The sequence below is a fragment of the Pseudomonas sp. GM79 genome (genome assembly GCF_000282495.1).
In the GTDB taxonomy this organism is placed as follows: Bacteria; Pseudomonadota; Gammaproteobacteria; order Pseudomonadales; family Pseudomonadaceae; genus Aquipseudomonas.
This window is the reverse complement of sequence record NZ_AKJE01000114.1, coordinates 14931-32147: the sequence shown is the minus strand read 5'-3', so window position 1 is coordinate 32147 and position 17217 is coordinate 14931. Positions and strand designations below refer to the sequence as shown.

Sequence of the window (17217 nt, the reverse complement as noted above, 5' to 3'; positions counted from 1 at the left end):
CCTCCTGTTCGATAAAGATCCTCAAGCCGGAATCGCCTTGGCCTTTGGCTCCCTATCCCAAACCCGATGCTGTCCGATCGCGGCAAAAAACGCCTCGAACAGCTTGGCATCGTTACCCACGATTACCCCCGCATCCACTTCCAGCTTCAACACATCCAACAACTGCCTGGCCTCGCTGTGCAGCGCAATCGCTTTCAAGTGCTTATAGGCTTCCAGCAGGTAATGCAGCGCTACACCATCAGTACTCAGCGCCTTGATCGACGCCGCGCCACCTGGCACGAACACGGCGTCGAACGCTACAGAAGGCAGCCCTTCCATCGACGCATCCACCGGCAGCGCTTTGCCATCGGCGGTTGTCACGGGGGCCGAGGTCGGGCCGAGCAGTTTGGCGTGCGCGCCTTCGGCCATCAGAGCCCTCTTCATCGCATCGATCGCCGCGCCGTCCACCCCGTTGGCCGCCAGAATGGCCACTTTTCGGGTTTTGATGTCCCCCGACAGCAGGTTGGCCTGGCTCAGGGCGGGGGAATGGTCGAGTGACGTTTTACGCACCTCGACCGTTCCGGCCTTCGGTACCGGCAAGCCCAGGTTCTGCGCCACGCGTTTGGCCAGTTCCAGATCGATATTGGCCAGGATCTCATTCACCTGCCGGGTACGAATAAATTCGCGTTCGACCTTGCCCAGCTCGAAGCTGTAGGCCGCGATGATGTGTTCCTGCTCGTGCGTGCTCATGCTGTGAAAGAACAGCCGCGCCTGAGAGAAGTGGTCGCTGAACGACTCACTGCGCTGACGGATTTTCGCAGCGTCGATGCGCTCTGGATAAGTCTCGAAGCCGCCGTCCTGCGCTGCCGGTGGGGTTTCTTTGGGCCAGCCGCTGTCGATGGAGTTTGGTTCGTAGGAAGCGCGTCCCTTGTCGATGGTGGTGCGATGTTGGGCATCCCGTTGACCGTTATGGAAGGGTGCTACCGGGCGGTTGATCGGGATCTCATGAAAATTCGGCCCGCCCAGTCGGCTGATCTGCGTATCGGTGTAGGAAAACAACCGGCCTTGCAGCAACGGGTCATTGGAGAAATCGATCCCCGGCACGATATGCCCAGGGCAGAAGGCGACCTGCTCGGTCTCGGCGAAGAAGTTATCCGGGTTACGGTTGAGCACCATCTTGCCCAGCGGAGTGATGGGGACGACTTCTTCGGGAATGATTTTGGTCGGATCAAGCAGGTCGAAATCAAAGGCATGTTCGCTTTCTTCCTCGACGACCTGTACGCCCAATTCCCATTCCGGGTAGTCCCCTATCTCGATGGACTCCCAGAGATCGCGACGGTGGAAGTCGGTGTCTTTGCCGGCGAGCTTCTGCGCCTCATCCCACACCAGGGAGCAGGTGCCGGCGGCGGGGCGCCAGTGGAATTTGACGAAGCGCGCCTTGCCTTCGGCGTTGATCATGCGAAACGTGTGCACGCCGAAGCCCTGCATGGTGCGCAGGCTTTTGGGGATCGCCCGGTCGGACATGGTCCACATCACCATGTGCGCGGATTCCGGCACCAGAGAAACAAAGTCCCAGAACGTATCGTGGGCCGAACCACCGGTAGGAATATCGTTGTGGGGTTCGGGTTTTACCGCATGTACGAAGTCAGGAAACTTGACCGCATCCTGAATGAAGAACACCGGCATGTTGTTGCCCACCAGATCGAAGTTGCCTTCGTCGGTAAAAAACTTCACCGCGAAACCTCGTACGTCCCGCACGGTATCGCCTGACCCGCGCGGACCTTGCACCGTGGAAAACCTCACAAAAACCGGCGTTTTTTGGCTTGGGTCTTGTAGGAACCCGGCCTTGGTCAGTGAGGAATGGGTTTCGTATGGCTGGAAGTAACCGTGGGCACCGGTACCACGGGCATGGACGATCCGCTCGGGAATGCGTTCATGGTCAAAGTGCGTGATCTTTTCACGCATGATGAAGTCTTCCAGCAACGACGGCCCGCGCGCGCCGCCCTTTAACGTGTTCTGATTGTCCGCGACCTTCACACCCTGGTTGGTGCGCAAGGCCTGTTCGGTGGCATCGGAGCGAAATTTTTCCAGGCTTTCGAGCTTGGCATTGGTGTTGCTGCGGTCCAGGGTAGCGGTCCCGGCCAGTGCGCTTTTGGGGGCGGCAGGCTTTTTAGTACTCATCAGACATAAACTCCTCGTTGCGATTCCCGTCGTGGCCAAGGCTTATGAGCCATTGGGCAGACACGGCATCCAGGCATTCTCGAGTTGCTTAATCAGTGACCGATGGCGCGTTGGCGCCGTTCCCTTTTTCTGACCTTTGATCGCGTTATTGCCAAATCGCTGGTTGAATGCGGAATAAATGCTAATAACCTCTATACGGACAGGCTAAAATGCCCGCCCGGCTAACCGCTGATCCTTTTCTAACGCGCCCCACAAGGTTCGCTACGTGATCGAGTTTCAAAACGTCCACAAAACTTACCGCGTCGCCGGTAAGGATATTCCCGCCCTGCATCCGACCAGTCTGACGATTGAGAATGGTCAGGTCTTTGGCCTGATCGGCCATTCCGGCGCGGGAAAAAGTACCCTGCTGCGTCTGATCAACCGCCTGGAAAACTCCAGTGGGGGCAAGATCATCGTCGATGGTGAAGAAGTCACCGCGCTGGACGCCAATAGCCTGCGGCGTTTCCGTCAGCAGGTCGGGATGATTTTCCAGCACTTCAACCTGCTGGCGTCCAAAACCGTGGCCGACAATGTCGCGCTGCCGCTGACCCTCGCCGGTGAACTGTCCCGTAGCGAAATCGACCGGCGTGTGGCGGAGTTGCTGGCGCGGGTCGGCCTGGCTGACCATGCGAAAAAGTACCCGGCGCAATTGTCCGGTGGTCAGAAACAGCGTGTCGGCATCGCCCGCGCCCTGGCAACCAAACCGAAAATCCTGTTGTGCGATGAAGCCACCAGTGCCCTGGACCCGCAAACCACGGCGTCGGTCCTGCAACTGCTGGCCGAGATCAACCGCGAGCTGAAACTGACCATCGTCCTGATCACCCACGAAATGGATGTGATCCGTCGGGTCTGCGATCAGGTGGCGGTGATGGACGCCGGCAAGATCGTCGAACAGGGCCCGGTGGCCGAGGTGTTCCTGCATCCCAAGCATCCGACCACCAAGCGCTTCGTGCAGGAAGACGAGCAAATCGACGAAAGCGAACAGCGCGACGACTTCGCTCACGTACCGGGGCGCATCGTGCGTCTGACCTTCCAGGGCGAAGCGACCTACGCGCCGTTGCTGGGAACCGTTGCTCGGGAAACGGGCGTGGACTACAGCATCCTGGCCGGTCGCATCGATCGCATCAAAGACGTCCCTTACGGGCAATTGACCCTGGCCGTCACCGGTGGCGACATGGAAGCGGCGTTTGCCCGCTTCACCGCAGCTGACGTCCACATGGAGGTGCTGCGCTGATGGAAGTGCTGATGAGTTTCTTCTCCAATATCGATTGGTACGAAATCTGGCTGGCCACCGGCGACACCCTGCTGATGCTCGGCGGTTCGCTGTTGTTCACCGTACTGTTGGGCCTGCCGCTGGGCGTGTTGTTGTTTCTGTGCAGCCCGCGCCAGTTGCTGGAAGCCAAAGGTGTCTACGCGATGCTGTCGTTGGTGGTGAACATTCTGCGTTCGCTGCCGTTCATCATTTTGCTGATCGTGATGATTCCGTTCACCGTGTTGATCACTGGCACCTCCCTGGGTGTCGCCGGTGCGATTCCACCGCTGGTGGTGGGCGCGACTCCGTTTTTCGCACGACTGGTGGAAACCGCCCTGCGTGAAGTGGATCGCGGCATCATCGAGGCAACCCAGGCCATGGGCGCGACGACACGTCAGATCATCACCAACGCCTTGTTGCCGGAAGCCCGTCCCGGCATCTTCGCGGCGATTACGGTGACAGCGATTACACTGGTGTCCTACACGGCAATGGCCGGTGTGGTCGGCGCTGGCGGTCTGGGCGACCTGGCGATCCGTTTCGGTTACCAGCGCTTCCAGACGGATGTGATGGTTGTGACGGTGGTGTTGCTGCTGATGCTGGTTCAAGTGCTGCAAACGGTTGGCGACAAATTGGTTGTCCACTTCTCACGTAAATAAGTCATGAGCCGGCCATTCGCTGGCAGGCGCCATACGGGCGTCTCACAAGGAGTTAGCTGAATGAAAAAACTACTCGTCGCGTTCGCTGCCGTTGCAGCCTTTTCCGCACACGCTGCCGACACCCTGACCGTCGCGGCTACCCCGGTACCTCACGCGGAAATCCTCGAGTTCGTTAAACCGGCCCTGGCCAAAGAAGGCGTGGACCTGAAGGTCAAAGTCTTCACCGACTACATCCAGCCGAACGTGCAGGTGGCCGAGAAGCGTCTGGACGCCAACTTCTTCCAGCACCAGCCGTACCTGGATGAGTTCAACAAGGCCAAGGGCACCAACCTTGTCAGCGTTGCCGGCGTGCACCTGGAGCCGCTGGGCGCTTACTCCAGCAAGTACAAAGCGCTGACCGAGCTGCCGGGCGGCGCCAACGTGGTGATCCCGAACGACGCCACCAACGGTGGTCGTGCGCTGTTGCTGCTGGCGAAGGCTGGCCTGATCAAGTTGAAGGATTCGAACAACATCCTGTCGACCGTCAAGGACATCACCGAGAACACCAAGGACCTGAAATTCCGTGAACTGGAAGCCGCGACCATCCCGCGCGTGCTGACTCAGGTCGACCTGGCGCTGATCAACACCAACTACGCGCTGGAAGCCAAGCTTGACCCATCCAAGGATGCGCTGGTTATCGAAGGCAGCGACTCGCCGTACGTGAACATCCTCGTTGCCCGTCCGGACGACAAGGACAGCGCTGCGATGCAGAAACTGGTTGCTGCCCTGCACAGCCCGGAAGTGAAAGCTTTCATTCTCGAGAAGTACAAAGGTGCGGTATTGCCGGCGTTCTGATCAGCTAAATGAAAAAAGGGGCGCAATCAATCACTGCGCCCCTTTTTTGTGCCTGAAACACCGTACCTGTGGGAGCGGGCTTGCTCGCGAAGAGGCCATAACATCCAACATCAATGTTGACTGTTACACCGCTTTCGCGAGCAAGCCCGCTCCCACAGGGTATTGTGTTGGTTATTCGCGCTTGAGCATTACCGGCAACTGCGCCACCAGTTTCTGGTTGTTCAACGGTGCACGAATGAACCCACGCTGCGTCCCGTCCGGCCCGATCACCGCCAGATTACCGCTGTGATCAACGGTGTAGTTAGGCTTGCTGGTGTCCGCCGGAATAAACGGAATGCTCACCGCGTTGGCCAGCTTCTGAAGGTCTTCGACCGAGGATGCCGTCAGCCCGATGAATTGCGGATCGAAATAGCCCAGGTATTGCTTGAGTTGCTTGGGCGTATCGCGATTCGGGTCGACGCTGACCAAAACGACCTGCAACTTGTCCACAGCATCCGCCGGCAGTTCACTCTTGATCTGCCGCAGTTGGGCGAGGGTGGTTGGGCAGATGTCCGGGCAGAAGGTGTAGCCGAAGAACAACACACTCCATTTGCCTTTCAGCTCGTTGATCGCCACCGGCTTGCCGTCCTGATCGGTCATCTTCACGTCCGGCAGGTTACGGCTTTGGGGCAACAGGATGATCCCCGCATCGATCAGTGCCGTCGGGTCGCCCTGGCTTTTTCCGGTCAGTACTTTGTTGATGGTCAGGCCCAGGATCAGCGCGATCAAGGCGACGAGAATGAAGACGGTTTTCTGGGTTCGAGTCATAGGTTCAACAGTAAGTAGTGGTCTACGAGCAGCGCGATAAACAGCAGGAACAAGTAGTAAATAGAGTACTTGAACGTGTTGATCGCCGCGTGCGGCCGAGTGCCACGGTACAGCACCACGGCCCATTGCAGAAACCTCGCGCCCAGTGCGAGGGCACAAATCAGGTAGAGCACGCCGCTCATGTGGATCACGTAGGGCATCAGGCTGACGGCCAGTAGCGCAAAGGTATAAAGCAGGATGTGAACTTTGGTGTAGTGCTCGCCATGGGTCACCGGCAGCATCGGAATGTCAGCCTTGGCGTATTCCTCTTTGCGGTGAATCGCCAGCGCCCAGAAATGCGGTGGAGTCCAGGCGAAGATAATCAGCACCAACAGCAATGGTTCGGCGCTGACATGGCCGGTGGCGGCGGTCCAGCCGAGCAGCGGCGGGGCCGCACCGGCAAGGCCGCCGATGACGATGTTCTGCGGCGTCGCGCGTTTCAGGAAGCCGGTGTAAACCACGGCATAACCGAGCAAGGAGGCGAGGGTCAGCCATGCCGTCAACGGGTTGGTGAAGGCTAGCAGCAGAGCTTGGCCGAGCACCGCCAGCACCAGCGCGAAAGTCAGCGCAGCGGTTGGAGAAACCCGGCCTTCGGCCAAGGGCCGTTTGTGGGTCCGGGCCATGACGGCGTCTATGCGCCGGTCCACCACATGGTTGACCGCCGCCGCACCGCCGGCACACAAGGCGATCCCCAGATTGCCGAACACCAGCACCGTCCACGGCACCCCGGCGCGGGTCGCGAGAAACATGCCGACCAGCGAGGTGATGAGCATCAGCACCACCACTTTCGGCTTGGTCAGCTCCAGGTAATCGCGCCAGATGGCCTGACTGTGACGTTCGCCGATCAGGGTCGCCATGGCATTTCTCCTTTTATTGTTATGGGCCCGGCCGAGTGTTTACGCAGGCTGAGGCGCCAGCGTACCGGGGGCTGATGCTTGACCCGAACCAGGCTGGTTCGCGCGTGATAATTGACCAGCACCATCGTCAGCAGCAGCGCTGCGCCCCCGGCGTTGTGGGCGACGGCCACCGGCAGCGGTAAGTGAAACACCACGTTGCTGATACCCAGGGTGATTTGTGCGGCAAGGACGATCAGCACCATGGCGGCCAGGCGCGTCATGCCGACGACCTTCAATTGCCAGGCCAGGCCGAGCAGCACGAGGGTGACCAGCAATGCGCCGATGCGATGAGTCAGGTGAATCGCGGTGCGGGCATCGCTGTCCAGCTGCCCGCCCAGGTAATTGGGGCCGATGTGTTGGGTCAGGTGAAAGCCGTTGGCGAAATCAGTCGGTGGCAGCCATTGCCCGTGGCAGGTTGGAAAGTCGATGCAGGCCACCGCCGCGTAATTGGAGCTGACCCAGCCACCAAGGGCAATTTGCAGGATCACCAGCAACAAGCCGGCGGTCGCCCAGTGCTGCAAACGCCGTGGCACGGTTAGCGCCGGCAACACGCCGGACAGTCGCAAGGTCAGCAGAAACAATAGGCTCAAGGTCGCAAAGCCGCCAAGTAAATGCCCGGTGACCACTTGCGGCCAGAGCTTGAGCGTCACCGTCCACATGCCGAACGCCGCTTGGGCGAACACCACCGCCAGCACAAACAACGGTAATTTCACTGGCTGCCCCGGGTGATGACGATGGGTCCAGGCGCGTCCCGCCAACACTGCGATCAGCAGCCCCAATGTGCCGGCGAAGTAGCGATGAAGCATCTCGTTCCAGCCTTTGTTGGCTTCCACCGGTGCGTCGGGAAAATGCAGTTCGGCATGGGCCAATTGGGCTTCGCTGTTCGGCACGCTGATAAAGCTGTAGCAGCCGGGCCAGTCCGGACAGCCAAGGCCAGCGTGAGTCAGGCGTGTGTAGGCGCCGAGCAACACCACAATCAGTGCCAGCAAGGTGGCAAACAGCGCGAGGCGAAATCCAGGTTTGGCCATGACGATGCCCTTATCCGATGTTCGACAGTTTCAGCAAATGGCGCAGGTCGTTGAGCAGGTCCTTGCCCTTCACCGTCGGGTCGTAGCGCAGCACCAGGTTGCCGTGAGGGTCGATGATCCACAGGTGCGGCGTGTCATTGCTCTGAGCGCCTTTGCTGTAGGTCGGCGGGTCCAGGGAATAACGTTGTAGCTGCGGGTACTCACGTTGAAGTTTAGTCTCGTAATCGCTGTTCAGCGGCTGTGCGACGGCCAGCGCATGGCTGGCGCGGGAGGCATCGCGACCGAGGCCGATCTGGATCTGGCGCGCCAGATACACCAGCTGCTGGCAGTCCACTGAACAGTCCTTGGGCGCTGTCACCAGTAACTGCCAGCGGTCCTCTTGCGCTGGTACGCCGATGTCGGCGCGGGTCTGGCCGTTGCCGATCAGTTCGCCGTGATAACTGCGGCCCTCCGGCACCCAGAACTGCAATTTGTACATGCCGGTGGCGAGGATCATCGGACCCACCACCCCCAACAGGATCAGCAACAACTGCAAGCGCCCGCGCCGACGATTTACCGGCGTTTTCGCCTCAGACATGCCGGGTGGATTCATGGCCGCTCCCATTATTGTTCTCCTTTGCGTTGTGCCAACCGAGATAGAGGTAAAGGCCGAGCAGGGCTATCGACAGGGCGAACCACTGCACGGCATAAGCCAAGTGTTTTTCCGGCCCCGTAGCAACCACCGGCCAATCGGCCTGGTAGGTCGCGGGACCGCTTTGTGCGCGTAATTCGTAGGCGAAACCCTCACGGTCAAGCGCCGCCCAGAGCCTGGCCGGTTCAATGGCGGTGACCAGTTGTGGCCAGGTCGTGGCGTCTGGGTCGGTATGCAACTGGAACGTTGCGCCGGGGGAAACGTAGACCCAGGCGTCGAGGTTCAATGCCTGAGTCGGTGTGGTGAATGACGGCGGTGTGCGCCGATCCGGCCACGGCAACCAGCCGCGATTGACCAGCAGCCAGAGTCCGGTTGCCCGGTCCTGAAACGGTTGCAGCAGCTCGACCCCGACCTTGCCGTCGCGTTGACGGTTGTCCAGCAGCAGGCTGTGTTCGGCATCGAACTGGCCGTGCAGGCGAACCCGACGGAAGGCCGGATCTTCGGTGTGTTGCAGTTCAGTGCTGGCCATCGGTTCGGCCACCCGGCGCTCGGCGTAGCTTTGCAGCAGCGCGCTTTTCTCCGCGCCCCGGCTCAACTGCCAAAACCCGAGTGATACCAGCAAAGGCAGCAGCATCGCGACCACCAGGGTCGGCACGAGGCCCGGCCGGAAGCGTTTCATGGCATTGCCAGAAAGTCGGTAATCGCGATAGCTATACTCAAATGCATCGCCTGTCCCCCGGAGTGTCACCATGCTCAAAGCAGCCATCGTCCTGATGCTGATTGCCACGGTTGTCAGCCTGTTCAGCGGCCTGTTTTTTCTGGTCAAGGACGACAGCCACTCGAATCGCCTGGTCATCGCCTTGAGTATTCGTGTTGCGCTGGCCGCCACCACTGTCGGTTTGATCGCCTGGGGTTTTTTCAGCGGCCAGTTGGTGTCTCACGTGCCTTGGTAGTCATGAAAGCCAAGGTTCAGAGCACGTAGACGAAAACGAACAGACCGATCCACACCACGTCCACGAAGTGCCAGTACCAGCTCGCCGCCTCGAAGGCGAATTGATGGTCGGCATCGAAGTGCCCGCGCATGATCCGCATCAGCATGACGAACAGAATGATGGTGCCGATGGTCACGTGGGCGCCGTGGAAACCGGTGAGCATGAAGAACGTTGCGCCATAGATGCCTGAACCCAGGGTCAGGCCCAGTTCGTGGTAGGCGTGCAGGTATTCTTCGGCCTGGAAACCGAGGAACGCGCAGCCGAGCAACACGGTCAGCGCCAGCCAGATTTTCAGTGCGCCGCGATGGCCTTTTTTCAAGGCGTGGTGAGCAATGGTCACGGTGACGCTGGAACTCACCAGCAGCACGGTATTGAGCAGCGGCAGGCCCCAGGGGCTGATGACTTCCTTGGGTGGAGGAAAGAGTTTCGGGTCCGGGTTGTTCAACAGCGGCCAGGTGAATTCAAACGTCGGCCACAGCATGTGAGCGAGGCCTTTGGTGCCTTCACCGCCCAGCGCCGGGCCCGTGATGTTGCGCACATAAAACAGCGCACCGAAAAAGGCGATGAAAAACATCACCTCCGAGAAAATGAACCAGCTCATGCCCCAGCGGAACGAGCGGTCCATCTGTGCACTGTACAACCCTGCGCGACTTTCCTTGATCACCGTACCGAACCAGCCGAACAGCATGTAGGCCAACAGCAGTCCGCCGACAAAAAAGATCAGCGGGCCGTGGGATTCCGGCCGCGCAGCCTTCAGGTCGTTGAACCAGGTGGCCAGGCCGAACACCGTGACGAACATGCCGACCGTGGCGATAATCGGCCATTTGCTCTGGGCCGGAACGTAATAATGTTCATGAGTTGCCATTTATTGTTCTCCTTATCGGGCACGCTTTAACGTCTAGCCGCCGGTGCTTGCTGCAACAGCCACGGGCGGATGACGTGCGGTGATATCGAACAGCGTGTAGGACAGCGTCAGGTGCTTCACTTCCTTGGGCATGTCGCGGTCAACAATGAACCGAACCGGCATCTCGATTCGCTGACCGGGCTGCAGCACTTGCTGGGTAAAGCAGAAACATTCGGTCTTGTGGAAGTACGCGGCTGCGTTGCTGGGCGCGATGCTCGGTACTGCCTGGGCGCTCATCGGGCGATCAGTCGGGTTATGGGCGATAAAAATCATCTCGTTCACCGCCCCGGGGTGCGCGACCAGTTCATCGCCCTTGGGATAGAAATCCCAGGCCATGTCGGCGGCGTTGGTCGACAGAAACTGCACGCGAACCTGCCGCGAAACGTCGACCGTTTGCTCGCCTTCATACTGCCCGGAGGTTTTGCCATTGATGCCGAACGCCTTGCACATCACGTCGTAGATCGGCACCAGGGCAAAGCCGAAGACAAACATCGCCACCACCACCAGCAACAGGCGGGTGACCAGTTTCTTCATCGAGATTGAATCAGCCATGGTGCTCAACCTCCACCGAGAACCCTGTGGGAGCGGGCTTGCTCGCGAAGCAGGCGCTGCGGTTTAACAGAAACACCGCGTCATCGTTCTTCGCGAGCAAGCCCGCTCCCACAAAGGCTAGAGCGTTCATTTCACTTCCGGCGGTGTGGTGAAGGTGTGATACGGCGCCGGCGACGGAATGCTCCACTCCAGGCCTTCGGCCCCATCCCACGGTTTGGCCGGTGCCGGCTCGCCGCCACGAATGGTCTTGATCACGATGAACAGGAAGAAGATCTGTGTGGCGCCAAACATGAACGCGCCGATCGACGACACCATATTGAAGTCGGCGAATTGCAGGTTGTAGTCCGGAATCCGCCGCGGCATGCCCGCCAGGCCCACGAAGTGCATCGGGAAGAACGCCAGGTTCATGCCGATGAATGACAGCCAGAAGTGCAGCTTGCCGAGGGTTTCGTCGTACATGTGGCCGGTCCATTTCGGCATCCAGTAGTAGGCCGAGGCGAAGATCCCGAAGATCGCCCCCGGCACCAGCACGTAGTGGAAATGCGCGACCACGAAGTAGGTGTCCTGGTACTGGAAGTCCGCCGGGGCAATGGCCAGCATCAACCCGGAGAACCCGCCAATGGAGAACAGAATGACGAACGCCACGGCGAACAGCATCGGCGTCTCGAAGGTCAGCGAGCCTTGCCACATAGTGCTGGCCCAGTTGAACACCTTGACCCCGGTGGGCACCGCGATCAGCAGCGTGGCGTACATGAAGAACAACTCGCCCACCAACGGAATGCCGACCACAAACATGTGGTGCGCCCAGACGATGAACGACAGGAACGCAATACTCGCCGTGGCGTAGACCATCGAGGTGTAGCCAAACAGCGGCTTGCGCGAAAAGGCCGGAATGATCGAGCTGACGGCACCGAAGGCCGGCAGGATCATGATGTACACCTCGGGGTGACCGAAGAACCAGAACACATGCTGGAACAACACCGGGTCACCGCCACCGGCGGCACTGAAGAAGCTGGTGCCGAAGTGGATGTCCATCAGCATCATGGTCACGCAGCCGGCCAATACCGGCATCACCGCGATCAGCAGGAACGCGGTGATCAGCCAGGTCCAGACGAACAGCGGCATTTTCATCAACGTCATGCCGGGGGCACGCAGGTTGAGGATGGTCGCGATCACGTTGATCGCCCCCATGATCGAACTGATCCCCATCAAGTGGATGGCGAAAATGAAGAACGTCACGCTTTCCGGCGCGTAGGTCGTCGACAGCGGGGCATAGAAGGTCCAGCCGAAATTCGGCCCGCCGCCAGGGGTGAAGAGGGTCGATACCAGTAGCAGGAATGCTGCCGGCAACAGCCAGAAGCTGAAGTTGTTCATCCTCGGCAAGGCCATGTCCGGCGCGCCGATCATCAACGGGATCATCCAGTTGGCGAGGCCTACGAAAGCCGGCATAACCGCACCGAACACCATCACCAGACCGTGCATAGTGGTCATCTGGTTAAAGAATTCCGGCTGGACGATTTGCAGTCCCGGCTGGAACAATTCGGCACGGATGACCATGGCGAACGAGCCACCCAGCAGGAACATGGAGAACGCAAACCACAGGTACAGCGTGCCGATATCCTTGTGGTTGGTGGTCAGCACCCAGCGCATCAGGCCTTTGGCGGGGCCGTGGGCGTGGGCGGTGCCGGTATGAACATGGTCATCGACTACAGCAGTCATGTCCTGTCTCCTGCAAACGGATGGGCTGGGCGGGCCGGGGCGTCATGCCCCGAGCGGTTCCTTACATGCGCAATTAACCGGGTCATTTGCTTTCCGCCTGTTTCAGCTCCAGCACTTCTTTAGGGGTGACCATGTCGCCTTTGTTGTTGCCCCAGGCGTTACGTTCGTAGGTCACGACCGCTGCGATATCGACTTCCGAGAGTTGCTTGCCGAAGGCCGCCATGGCGGTACCGGGCTTGCCGTGGAAGACAATGCTCAGGTGATCCTTGATCGGTCCGGTGGCAATTTTCGAGCCCTTGAGTGCCGGGAACATCGGCGGCAGGCCCTGGCCTTCAGCCTGGTGACAGGCCACACAGGTGGTGTGATAGACCTTGTCACCGCGCTCCTTGAGCTCCTCGAGGGTCCATTCCTTGCTGGTCAGCTCTTTGAGCTGCGCAGCTTCCGCCTTGCGCTCGCCCAGCCAGGTTTCGTAATCGGCCTTTTCCTTGACCTCGACCACGATCGGCATGAAGCCGTGATCCTTGCCGCACAGTTCGGCGCATTGGCCACGGTAGATGCCGGGCTTTTCGACACGGGTCCAGGATTCATTGACGAAGCCCGGGATCGCATCGCGCTTGACCGCGAAGGCCGGCACCCACCAGGAGTGGATGACGTCGGCGGAAGTCACCAGGAAGCGCACCTTGGCACCGATCGGCAGCACCAGCGGCTTGTCGACCTCCAGCAGGTAATGCTCGCCCTTGGTTTCCTTGTTGTGGATCTGATCGGCGGGGGTGTTCAGGTTGCTGAAGAATTCGACGTCCTGACCCAGGTATTTGTAGTGCCACTTCCACTGGTAACCGGTGACCTGGATATCGATATCCGGCTCAGTGTTGTCGTACATCTGGATCAGGGTGGCGGTTGCGGGGACCGCCATGGCCACCAGAATGAGCAGGGGCACGATGGTCCAGAGAATTTCGACGGTGGTGCTTTCATGAAATTTTGCGGCCACCTGCCCCGTAGAGCGGCGGTGGACCATCATCGACCAGAACATGGCGCCGAAGACGATGATGCCGATCACTACACAGATCCAGAAAATGGTCATGTGCAGGTCGAATACTGCGTGACTGATTTCAGTCGCTCCAGGCGCCATATTCACAGTCCAGGCCGCTTGTGCCTGACTGAAAATCGACCACAACAGGAGGCCCATCCAGACATGTGGATGTCGCATCATTGCGGGTTCCCCTTATAGTTCTTTTTATCCCGCCGGCTTTCACCTGCGGCAAGGGAGCGGCATTTTCAGACTACGAACTTGAATCGCCGAGCCTTGCTGCATATGCAGTCGGGCGTCATCAGCTAACTCCATTCAGATGCGAGTATAGACAGCGACTGCCACCTCGCAATGCGATGACGTAAATCGACTGAAACAGGTTGGACTTGCGTTCCATGTCACGAATGGAGAAGGATGCAGACGAGTGGTGGCAAATCGATATAACGTAGACGTCTCAAGGATGAAATAATTATGACAAATGCGTCTTAGGCTTTTTCATAAGCCAGCTAAGTTATGTCTTCCCTATTTCATTGCCTTGTTTCCTGGAGTTTTCATGAACACCGCCGCATTGCGCGAGCAGATCCAAAAAGCCCAACAACACGAGGCCGAGACCGGCCTGTTAACTCGACAACTGGAAACCCAACTGCCGCACCTTCACTCCGCCATCCAATTGCCGGATGTCGATGCCAATGGCGTAATGACGCGTTTTGTGGCCGCGTATATAGAACAAGTGCCGGACCTGCTGGACGCAGCCAATGAAGTCGCCAGGGAAGCGGGCATTGAGTCACAGATCAAACCGGTGCTGAAAATCGCCGAGCAGTTCTTCCTCCAGCCACCGGCAATCATGGCCGGTCACGTCGGCCTGGACAGCCTGCTGGACGAAGCCTATCTGGCGCATCGGTTGGTCGAAGAGGTCAACGATCTGTACATCAAGCATTTTGAACAGCCATTGATCCCCTTGGACATGACTGTTGCCAACTTGATTGCCCATCAACTGATCGGCGAAGAATTTGCCAATCAACTGGATGAGGCGGTGCATCACGCTGTGGACGAGATGCTTAACGATGAAAGTTTTGCGCTGGAGTCAGTAGAGGCCTACCGCGAGAAACTCAACAGCCCGGACACCGGCGCTGCGTGGAAGCGCTGGCCGTGCCTGTCGCGCCAATTGGGCGTGGGCCTTGAGCTGGATCAGCCAGCGGCTTGATTTAACGGTAGCAATTGAACACCTGTGGGAGCGGGCTTGGTCGCGAAAGCGGCGGATCAGTCGACATTAATGTTGAATGATTGACCGCATTCGCGAGCAAGCCCGCTCCCACATTGTTTTTAAGCGGCTGAGCCTACTCCGGTTGTGGTCCGTAACCGTCCTTCAAGCCTGCGCTTCAACCCCCGCGCTTCGATCAACAGCTTCGAACCCTTGGCCGCATTTGCCCGGCCCCACTCCTCAAGCAACTCCAGACACGAGTGATCGATGTAGCTCAGGTTATTGAGCGGCACATGCACCGTTGCACCTGCCGGAATGCTCCCCAGCACTTGGGTCAGCGCCGGTACCTTGAGGAAGGTCGCCGCCCCCACCAGTCGCAGCTCCATCTCGCCGTCCGCCGGCAGATCGATCAGGCTGATTTTCAGGCGCGAAGCCTTCCAGGCCAGTTTGGCCAGTGTCAGGCCGAAGCCTATCAGCACGCCGGTCAGCAGGTCGGTGAAGATGATTGCCAAAGCGGTTGCCGCATAGGTGAACATCGGCATCCGGCCATAACGGCCCAGACCGCGAAAGGCCTTGAGGTCCACCAGTTTGAAGCCGGTGTAAACCAGCACGCCTGCCAGGCTTGCCACCGGAATGCTTTGCAGCACGCTCGACAGCAGCAACACGAAAGCCAACAACCACAGACCATGAAACACCGTCGACAGTCGGGTGGTGGCGCCGGCCTGGACGTTGGCCGAACTGCGCACGATCACCCCGGTCATCGGAAGCGCACCGAGCAACCCGCAGAGCATGTTACCTACACCTTGCGCCGACAATTCGCGGTCAAAGTCCGAGCGCTGGCCGCTGTGCATACGGTCCACGGCAGCGGCCGAGAGCAGGGTTTCGGCGCTGGCGATAAAGGCCACGGCGAAGGCAGCGATCAGCAAGGCCGGGTCTGCGAGATTGAGCAAGTCTGCCGGGCGTAGCCAGTCGATGGCTTGCGCCAGGTTGGCGGGGACTTCCACGCGTTTGACCTGCAATGCGAGCATCAGACTGGCGACCGTTGCCAGACCGACCCCCAGTAATGCTCCCGGAATGAAACGCAGAGAGTGCGGGCGAAATTTTTCCCACAGCCACATCACGGCGATGGTGGACAACCCGAGCAAACCCGCCTGCCAGCCAAACGACGGCAAAGCCTGAATCACTGCAGCGGGGAAGGCCGCCAGGTTATCGAGCCCAGAAGGCTTGGGCACAGCGTCGAGCATCACATGCACCTGTGACAGCACGATCAGCACTCCAATCCCGGCGAGCATGCCGTACACCACCGCTGGAGCGGTGACCCGAAACCAGCAACCCAGTTTCAAACGCCCGGCCACCAGTTGCAGAAAACCCGCCAGTAGCAGGATCGGCCCGAGCATCGCGATACCATGCTGGCGCACCAGTTCGAACACCAACACCGCCAGACCCGCTGCCGGGCCGCTGACTTGCAGCGGCGAACCGGCAAGCCAGCCGACCACCAGGCCACCGATAATGCCGGTGATCAAGCCTTTGGACGGCGGCAGCCCCGAGGCGATGGCGATGCCCATGCACAAGGGCAGGGCGACCAGAAATACAACCACCGAAGCCAACAGCTCCCGTGGCAGAACAGCTTTTAGTTGAGCGGCACGCATTGTGGCTCTCCCGGAGTTTTTTTCAGGCGTGGCAAAGCCGTGCCGCCAGATCGGCAGCCTCGGCTAAACCATACTTAGGAGGATTTAGAAGCGCGCTTTGGGCGTCGCCACCGGAATGGGATGGCTGCCATCGAGCGGCAGGAAACAACCCTGATCCGCATCGTAAGCCTGGATTTCGCTGGTTTCGATGTTGTAGACCCAACCATGGATAAACAGCTGACCGTTTGCCATGCGCGAGGCCACTGATGGGTGCGTTCGCAAATGTTGCAACTGAGCAATCACATTCTCTTCGGTGAGGATGTGCATGCTCTCGTTTTCATCCGTGCAATGGCAGTTGTCCTGGACCATGGTTTTTGCCACTTCGGCATGACGCAGCCAGGCCTTTACCGTCGGCATCTTTTCCAGACTCTGCGGGTTGAGCACCGCGCGCATGGCGCCACAGTCGGAGTGCCCACAGATGATGATGTGCTGTACGCCGAGAGCCAGCACCGCGTATTCGATGGCCGTGGAAACACCGCCGTTCATTTGCCCATAGGGCGGCACGACGTTTCCGACGTTGCGGGTCACGAACAAGTCGCCGGGAGCGCTTTGGGTAATCAGTTCGGGAACGATGCGTGAATCGGCACACGCGATGAACATCGCCCGAGGCCGCTGGGCCGTGGCGAGTTTTTTGAAGAGTTCTTCCTGCTGCGGAAAGATCTCGTGATGAAAGTGCAAAAAGCCGTCAACGATATGCTGCAGCGCTGCATCGGCGGTTTCCGCCTCGGGTTGGGCTGAAGCCGACGCAGCCAACGGCTGTTTATCCTTGTCACTCATGATTCATCCTCTTTG

General features: G+C 59.3%; 17 protein-coding genes. 5 read left to right on the top strand and 12 right to left on the bottom strand.

Annotated features, from left to right (window positions below):
- Positions 1–21: 21 nt before the first annotated feature.
- The gene (katE, locus tag PMI36_RS01355) at positions 22–2160 is read right to left on the bottom strand and encodes a catalase HPII (protein WP_008076240.1); all 2139 of its coding nucleotides are present in this window, start codon (positions 2158–2160) and stop codon (positions 22–24) included.
- A gap of 265 nt (positions 2161–2425) precedes the next feature.
- Between katE and PMI36_RS01360 the strand changes: the two genes are divergently transcribed.
- Genes PMI36_RS01360 through PMI36_RS01370 form a run of 3 tightly spaced genes read left to right on the top strand, consistent with a single transcriptional unit; the run spans position 2426 to position 4941 of the window.
- Positions 2426–3433 carry a methionine ABC transporter ATP-binding protein gene (locus tag PMI36_RS01360; protein WP_008076237.1) on the top strand — a complete coding sequence of 336 codons (1008 nt, stop codon included), beginning with the start codon at positions 2426–2428 and terminating at the stop codon, positions 3431–3433.
- A complete protein-coding gene (locus PMI36_RS01365; RefSeq protein WP_008007981.1) occupies positions 3433–4107 on the top strand; it encodes a methionine ABC transporter permease in 675 nt (224 codons plus the stop codon). The genes PMI36_RS01360 and PMI36_RS01365 overlap by 1 nt, the downstream gene beginning before the upstream one ends.
- Positions 4108–4167: 60 nt before the next feature.
- Positions 4168–4941 carry a MetQ/NlpA family ABC transporter substrate-binding protein gene (locus tag PMI36_RS01370; protein ID WP_008076235.1) on the top strand — a complete coding sequence of 258 codons (774 nt, stop codon included), beginning with the start codon at positions 4168–4170 and terminating at the stop codon, positions 4939–4941.
- Positions 4942–5112: 171 nt separating this feature from the next.
- Here the strand turns inward: PMI36_RS01370 and PMI36_RS01375 are convergent, their stop codons facing one another.
- From PMI36_RS01375 to PMI36_RS01395, 5 genes are read right to left on the bottom strand one after another with little or no spacing between them, the layout of a single operon-like run.
- Positions 5113–5748, bottom strand: a complete 636-nt coding sequence (locus PMI36_RS01375) for an SCO family protein (RefSeq protein WP_008076233.1) — start codon at positions 5746–5748, stop codon at positions 5113–5115.
- Entirely contained in the window at positions 5745–6644 is a 900-nt protein-coding gene (cyoE, locus tag PMI36_RS01380) for a heme o synthase (protein WP_007902827.1), read from the bottom strand. The genes PMI36_RS01375 and cyoE overlap by 4 nt, the downstream gene beginning before the upstream one ends.
- Positions 6632–7711, bottom strand: coding sequence for a COX15/CtaA family protein (locus PMI36_RS01385; RefSeq protein WP_008076230.1), 1080 nt, complete (start codon positions 7709–7711; stop codon positions 6632–6634). Before PMI36_RS01385 ends, cyoE begins: the two co-directional genes overlap by 13 nt.
- A gap of 10 nt (positions 7712–7721) precedes the next feature.
- Positions 7722–8315: a hypothetical protein gene (locus PMI36_RS01390; RefSeq protein WP_008076228.1), complete on the bottom strand. Its 594-nt coding sequence runs from the start codon at positions 8313–8315 to the stop codon at positions 7722–7724.
- Positions 8281–9021 (bottom strand): SURF1 family protein, encoded by a 741-nt coding sequence (locus PMI36_RS01395; protein ID WP_008076226.1) that lies wholly within the window; start codon positions 9019–9021, stop codon positions 8281–8283. The genes PMI36_RS01390 and PMI36_RS01395 overlap by 35 nt, the downstream gene beginning before the upstream one ends.
- A gap of 70 nt (positions 9022–9091) precedes the next feature.
- On the opposite strand from PMI36_RS01395, the gene PMI36_RS01400 reads away from it, so the two are divergent.
- Positions 9092–9295 carry a twin transmembrane helix small protein gene (locus PMI36_RS01400; RefSeq protein ID WP_008076224.1) on the top strand — a complete coding sequence of 68 codons (204 nt, stop codon included), beginning with the start codon at positions 9092–9094 and terminating at the stop codon, positions 9293–9295.
- A gap of 16 nt (positions 9296–9311) precedes the next feature.
- On the opposite strand, the gene PMI36_RS01405 is transcribed toward PMI36_RS01400, so the two are convergent.
- The 4 genes from PMI36_RS01405 to coxB form a co-directional block, all read right to left on the bottom strand.
- Positions 9312–10199 carry a cytochrome c oxidase subunit 3 gene (locus PMI36_RS01405; protein WP_008076223.1) on the bottom strand — a complete coding sequence of 296 codons (888 nt, stop codon included), beginning with the start codon at positions 10197–10199 and terminating at the stop codon, positions 9312–9314.
- A 33-nt stretch (positions 10200–10232) separates the two neighbouring features.
- On the bottom strand, positions 10233–10790 hold the full coding sequence (locus PMI36_RS01410) for a cytochrome c oxidase assembly protein (protein ID WP_008076221.1): 558 nt from the start codon (positions 10788–10790) through the stop codon (positions 10233–10235).
- A 126-nt stretch (positions 10791–10916) separates the two neighbouring features.
- Positions 10917–12509, bottom strand: coding sequence for a cytochrome c oxidase subunit I (gene ctaD / locus PMI36_RS01415; protein WP_008076217.1), 1593 nt, complete (start codon positions 12507–12509; stop codon positions 10917–10919).
- Between the two features lie 82 nt (positions 12510–12591).
- Positions 12592–13719 (bottom strand): cytochrome c oxidase subunit II, encoded by a 1128-nt coding sequence (gene coxB / locus PMI36_RS01420; RefSeq protein ID WP_008076215.1) that lies wholly within the window; start codon positions 13717–13719, stop codon positions 12592–12594.
- Positions 13720–14089: 370 nt separating this feature from the next.
- Between coxB and PMI36_RS01425 the strand changes: the two genes are divergently transcribed.
- Positions 14090–14740: a hypothetical protein gene (locus tag PMI36_RS01425; protein WP_008076213.1), complete on the top strand. Its 651-nt coding sequence runs from the start codon at positions 14090–14092 to the stop codon at positions 14738–14740.
- Positions 14741–14859: 119 nt separating this feature from the next.
- Here PMI36_RS01425 and PMI36_RS01430 read toward each other — a convergent pair whose 3' ends face one another.
- Positions 14860–16386, bottom strand: a complete 1527-nt coding sequence (locus PMI36_RS01430; protein ID WP_008076211.1) for a SulP family inorganic anion transporter — start codon at positions 16384–16386, stop codon at positions 14860–14862.
- Positions 16387–16470: 84 nt separating this feature from the next.
- Entirely contained in the window at positions 16471–17202 is a 732-nt protein-coding gene (locus tag PMI36_RS01435; RefSeq protein ID WP_008076209.1) for a carbonic anhydrase, read from the bottom strand.
- Positions 17203–17217 lie beyond the last annotated feature (15 nt).

What these genes read in the sequence shown, in the direction of transcription:
- katE (WP_008076240.1), bottom strand. Translation starts at nt 2,160, where the DNA reads ATGAGTACTAAAAAGCCTGCCGCCCCCAAAAGCGCACTGGCCGGGACC.
- PMI36_RS01365 (WP_008007981.1), top strand. Translation starts at nt 3,433, where the DNA reads ATGGAAGTGCTGATGAGTTTCTTCTCCAATATCGATTGGTACGAAATC.
- PMI36_RS01370 (WP_008076235.1), top strand. Translation starts at nt 4,168, where the DNA reads ATGAAAAAACTACTCGTCGCGTTCGCTGCCGTTGCAGCCTTTTCCGCA.
- PMI36_RS01375 (WP_008076233.1), bottom strand. Translation starts at nt 5,748, where the DNA reads ATGACTCGAACCCAGAAAACCGTCTTCATTCTCGTCGCCTTGATCGCG.
- cyoE (WP_007902827.1), bottom strand. Translation starts at nt 6,644, where the DNA reads ATGGCGACCCTGATCGGCGAACGTCACAGTCAGGCCATCTGGCGCGAT.
- PMI36_RS01385 (WP_008076230.1), bottom strand. Translation starts at nt 7,711, where the DNA reads ATGGCCAAACCTGGATTTCGCCTCGCGCTGTTTGCCACCTTGCTGGCA.
- PMI36_RS01390 (WP_008076228.1), bottom strand. Translation starts at nt 8,315, where the DNA reads ATGGGAGCGGCCATGAATCCACCCGGCATGTCTGAGGCGAAAACGCCG.
- PMI36_RS01395 (WP_008076226.1), bottom strand. Translation starts at nt 9,021, where the DNA reads ATGAAACGCTTCCGGCCGGGCCTCGTGCCGACCCTGGTGGTCGCGATG.
- PMI36_RS01400 (WP_008076224.1), top strand. Translation starts at nt 9,092, where the DNA reads ATGCTCAAAGCAGCCATCGTCCTGATGCTGATTGCCACGGTTGTCAGC.
- PMI36_RS01405 (WP_008076223.1), bottom strand. Translation starts at nt 10,199, where the DNA reads ATGGCAACTCATGAACATTATTACGTTCCGGCCCAGAGCAAATGGCCG.
- PMI36_RS01410 (WP_008076221.1), bottom strand. Translation starts at nt 10,790, where the DNA reads ATGGCTGATTCAATCTCGATGAAGAAACTGGTCACCCGCCTGTTGCTG.
- ctaD (WP_008076217.1), bottom strand. Translation starts at nt 12,509, where the DNA reads ATGACTGCTGTAGTCGATGACCATGTTCATACCGGCACCGCCCACGCC.
- coxB (WP_008076215.1), bottom strand. Translation starts at nt 13,719, where the DNA reads ATGATGCGACATCCACATGTCTGGATGGGCCTCCTGTTGTGGTCGATT.
- PMI36_RS01425 (WP_008076213.1), top strand. Translation starts at nt 14,090, where the DNA reads ATGAACACCGCCGCATTGCGCGAGCAGATCCAAAAAGCCCAACAACAC.
- PMI36_RS01430 (WP_008076211.1), bottom strand. Translation starts at nt 16,386, where the DNA reads ATGCGTGCCGCTCAACTAAAAGCTGTTCTGCCACGGGAGCTGTTGGCT.
- PMI36_RS01435 (WP_008076209.1), bottom strand. Translation starts at nt 17,202, where the DNA reads ATGAGTGACAAGGATAAACAGCCGTTGGCTGCGTCGGCTTCAGCCCAA.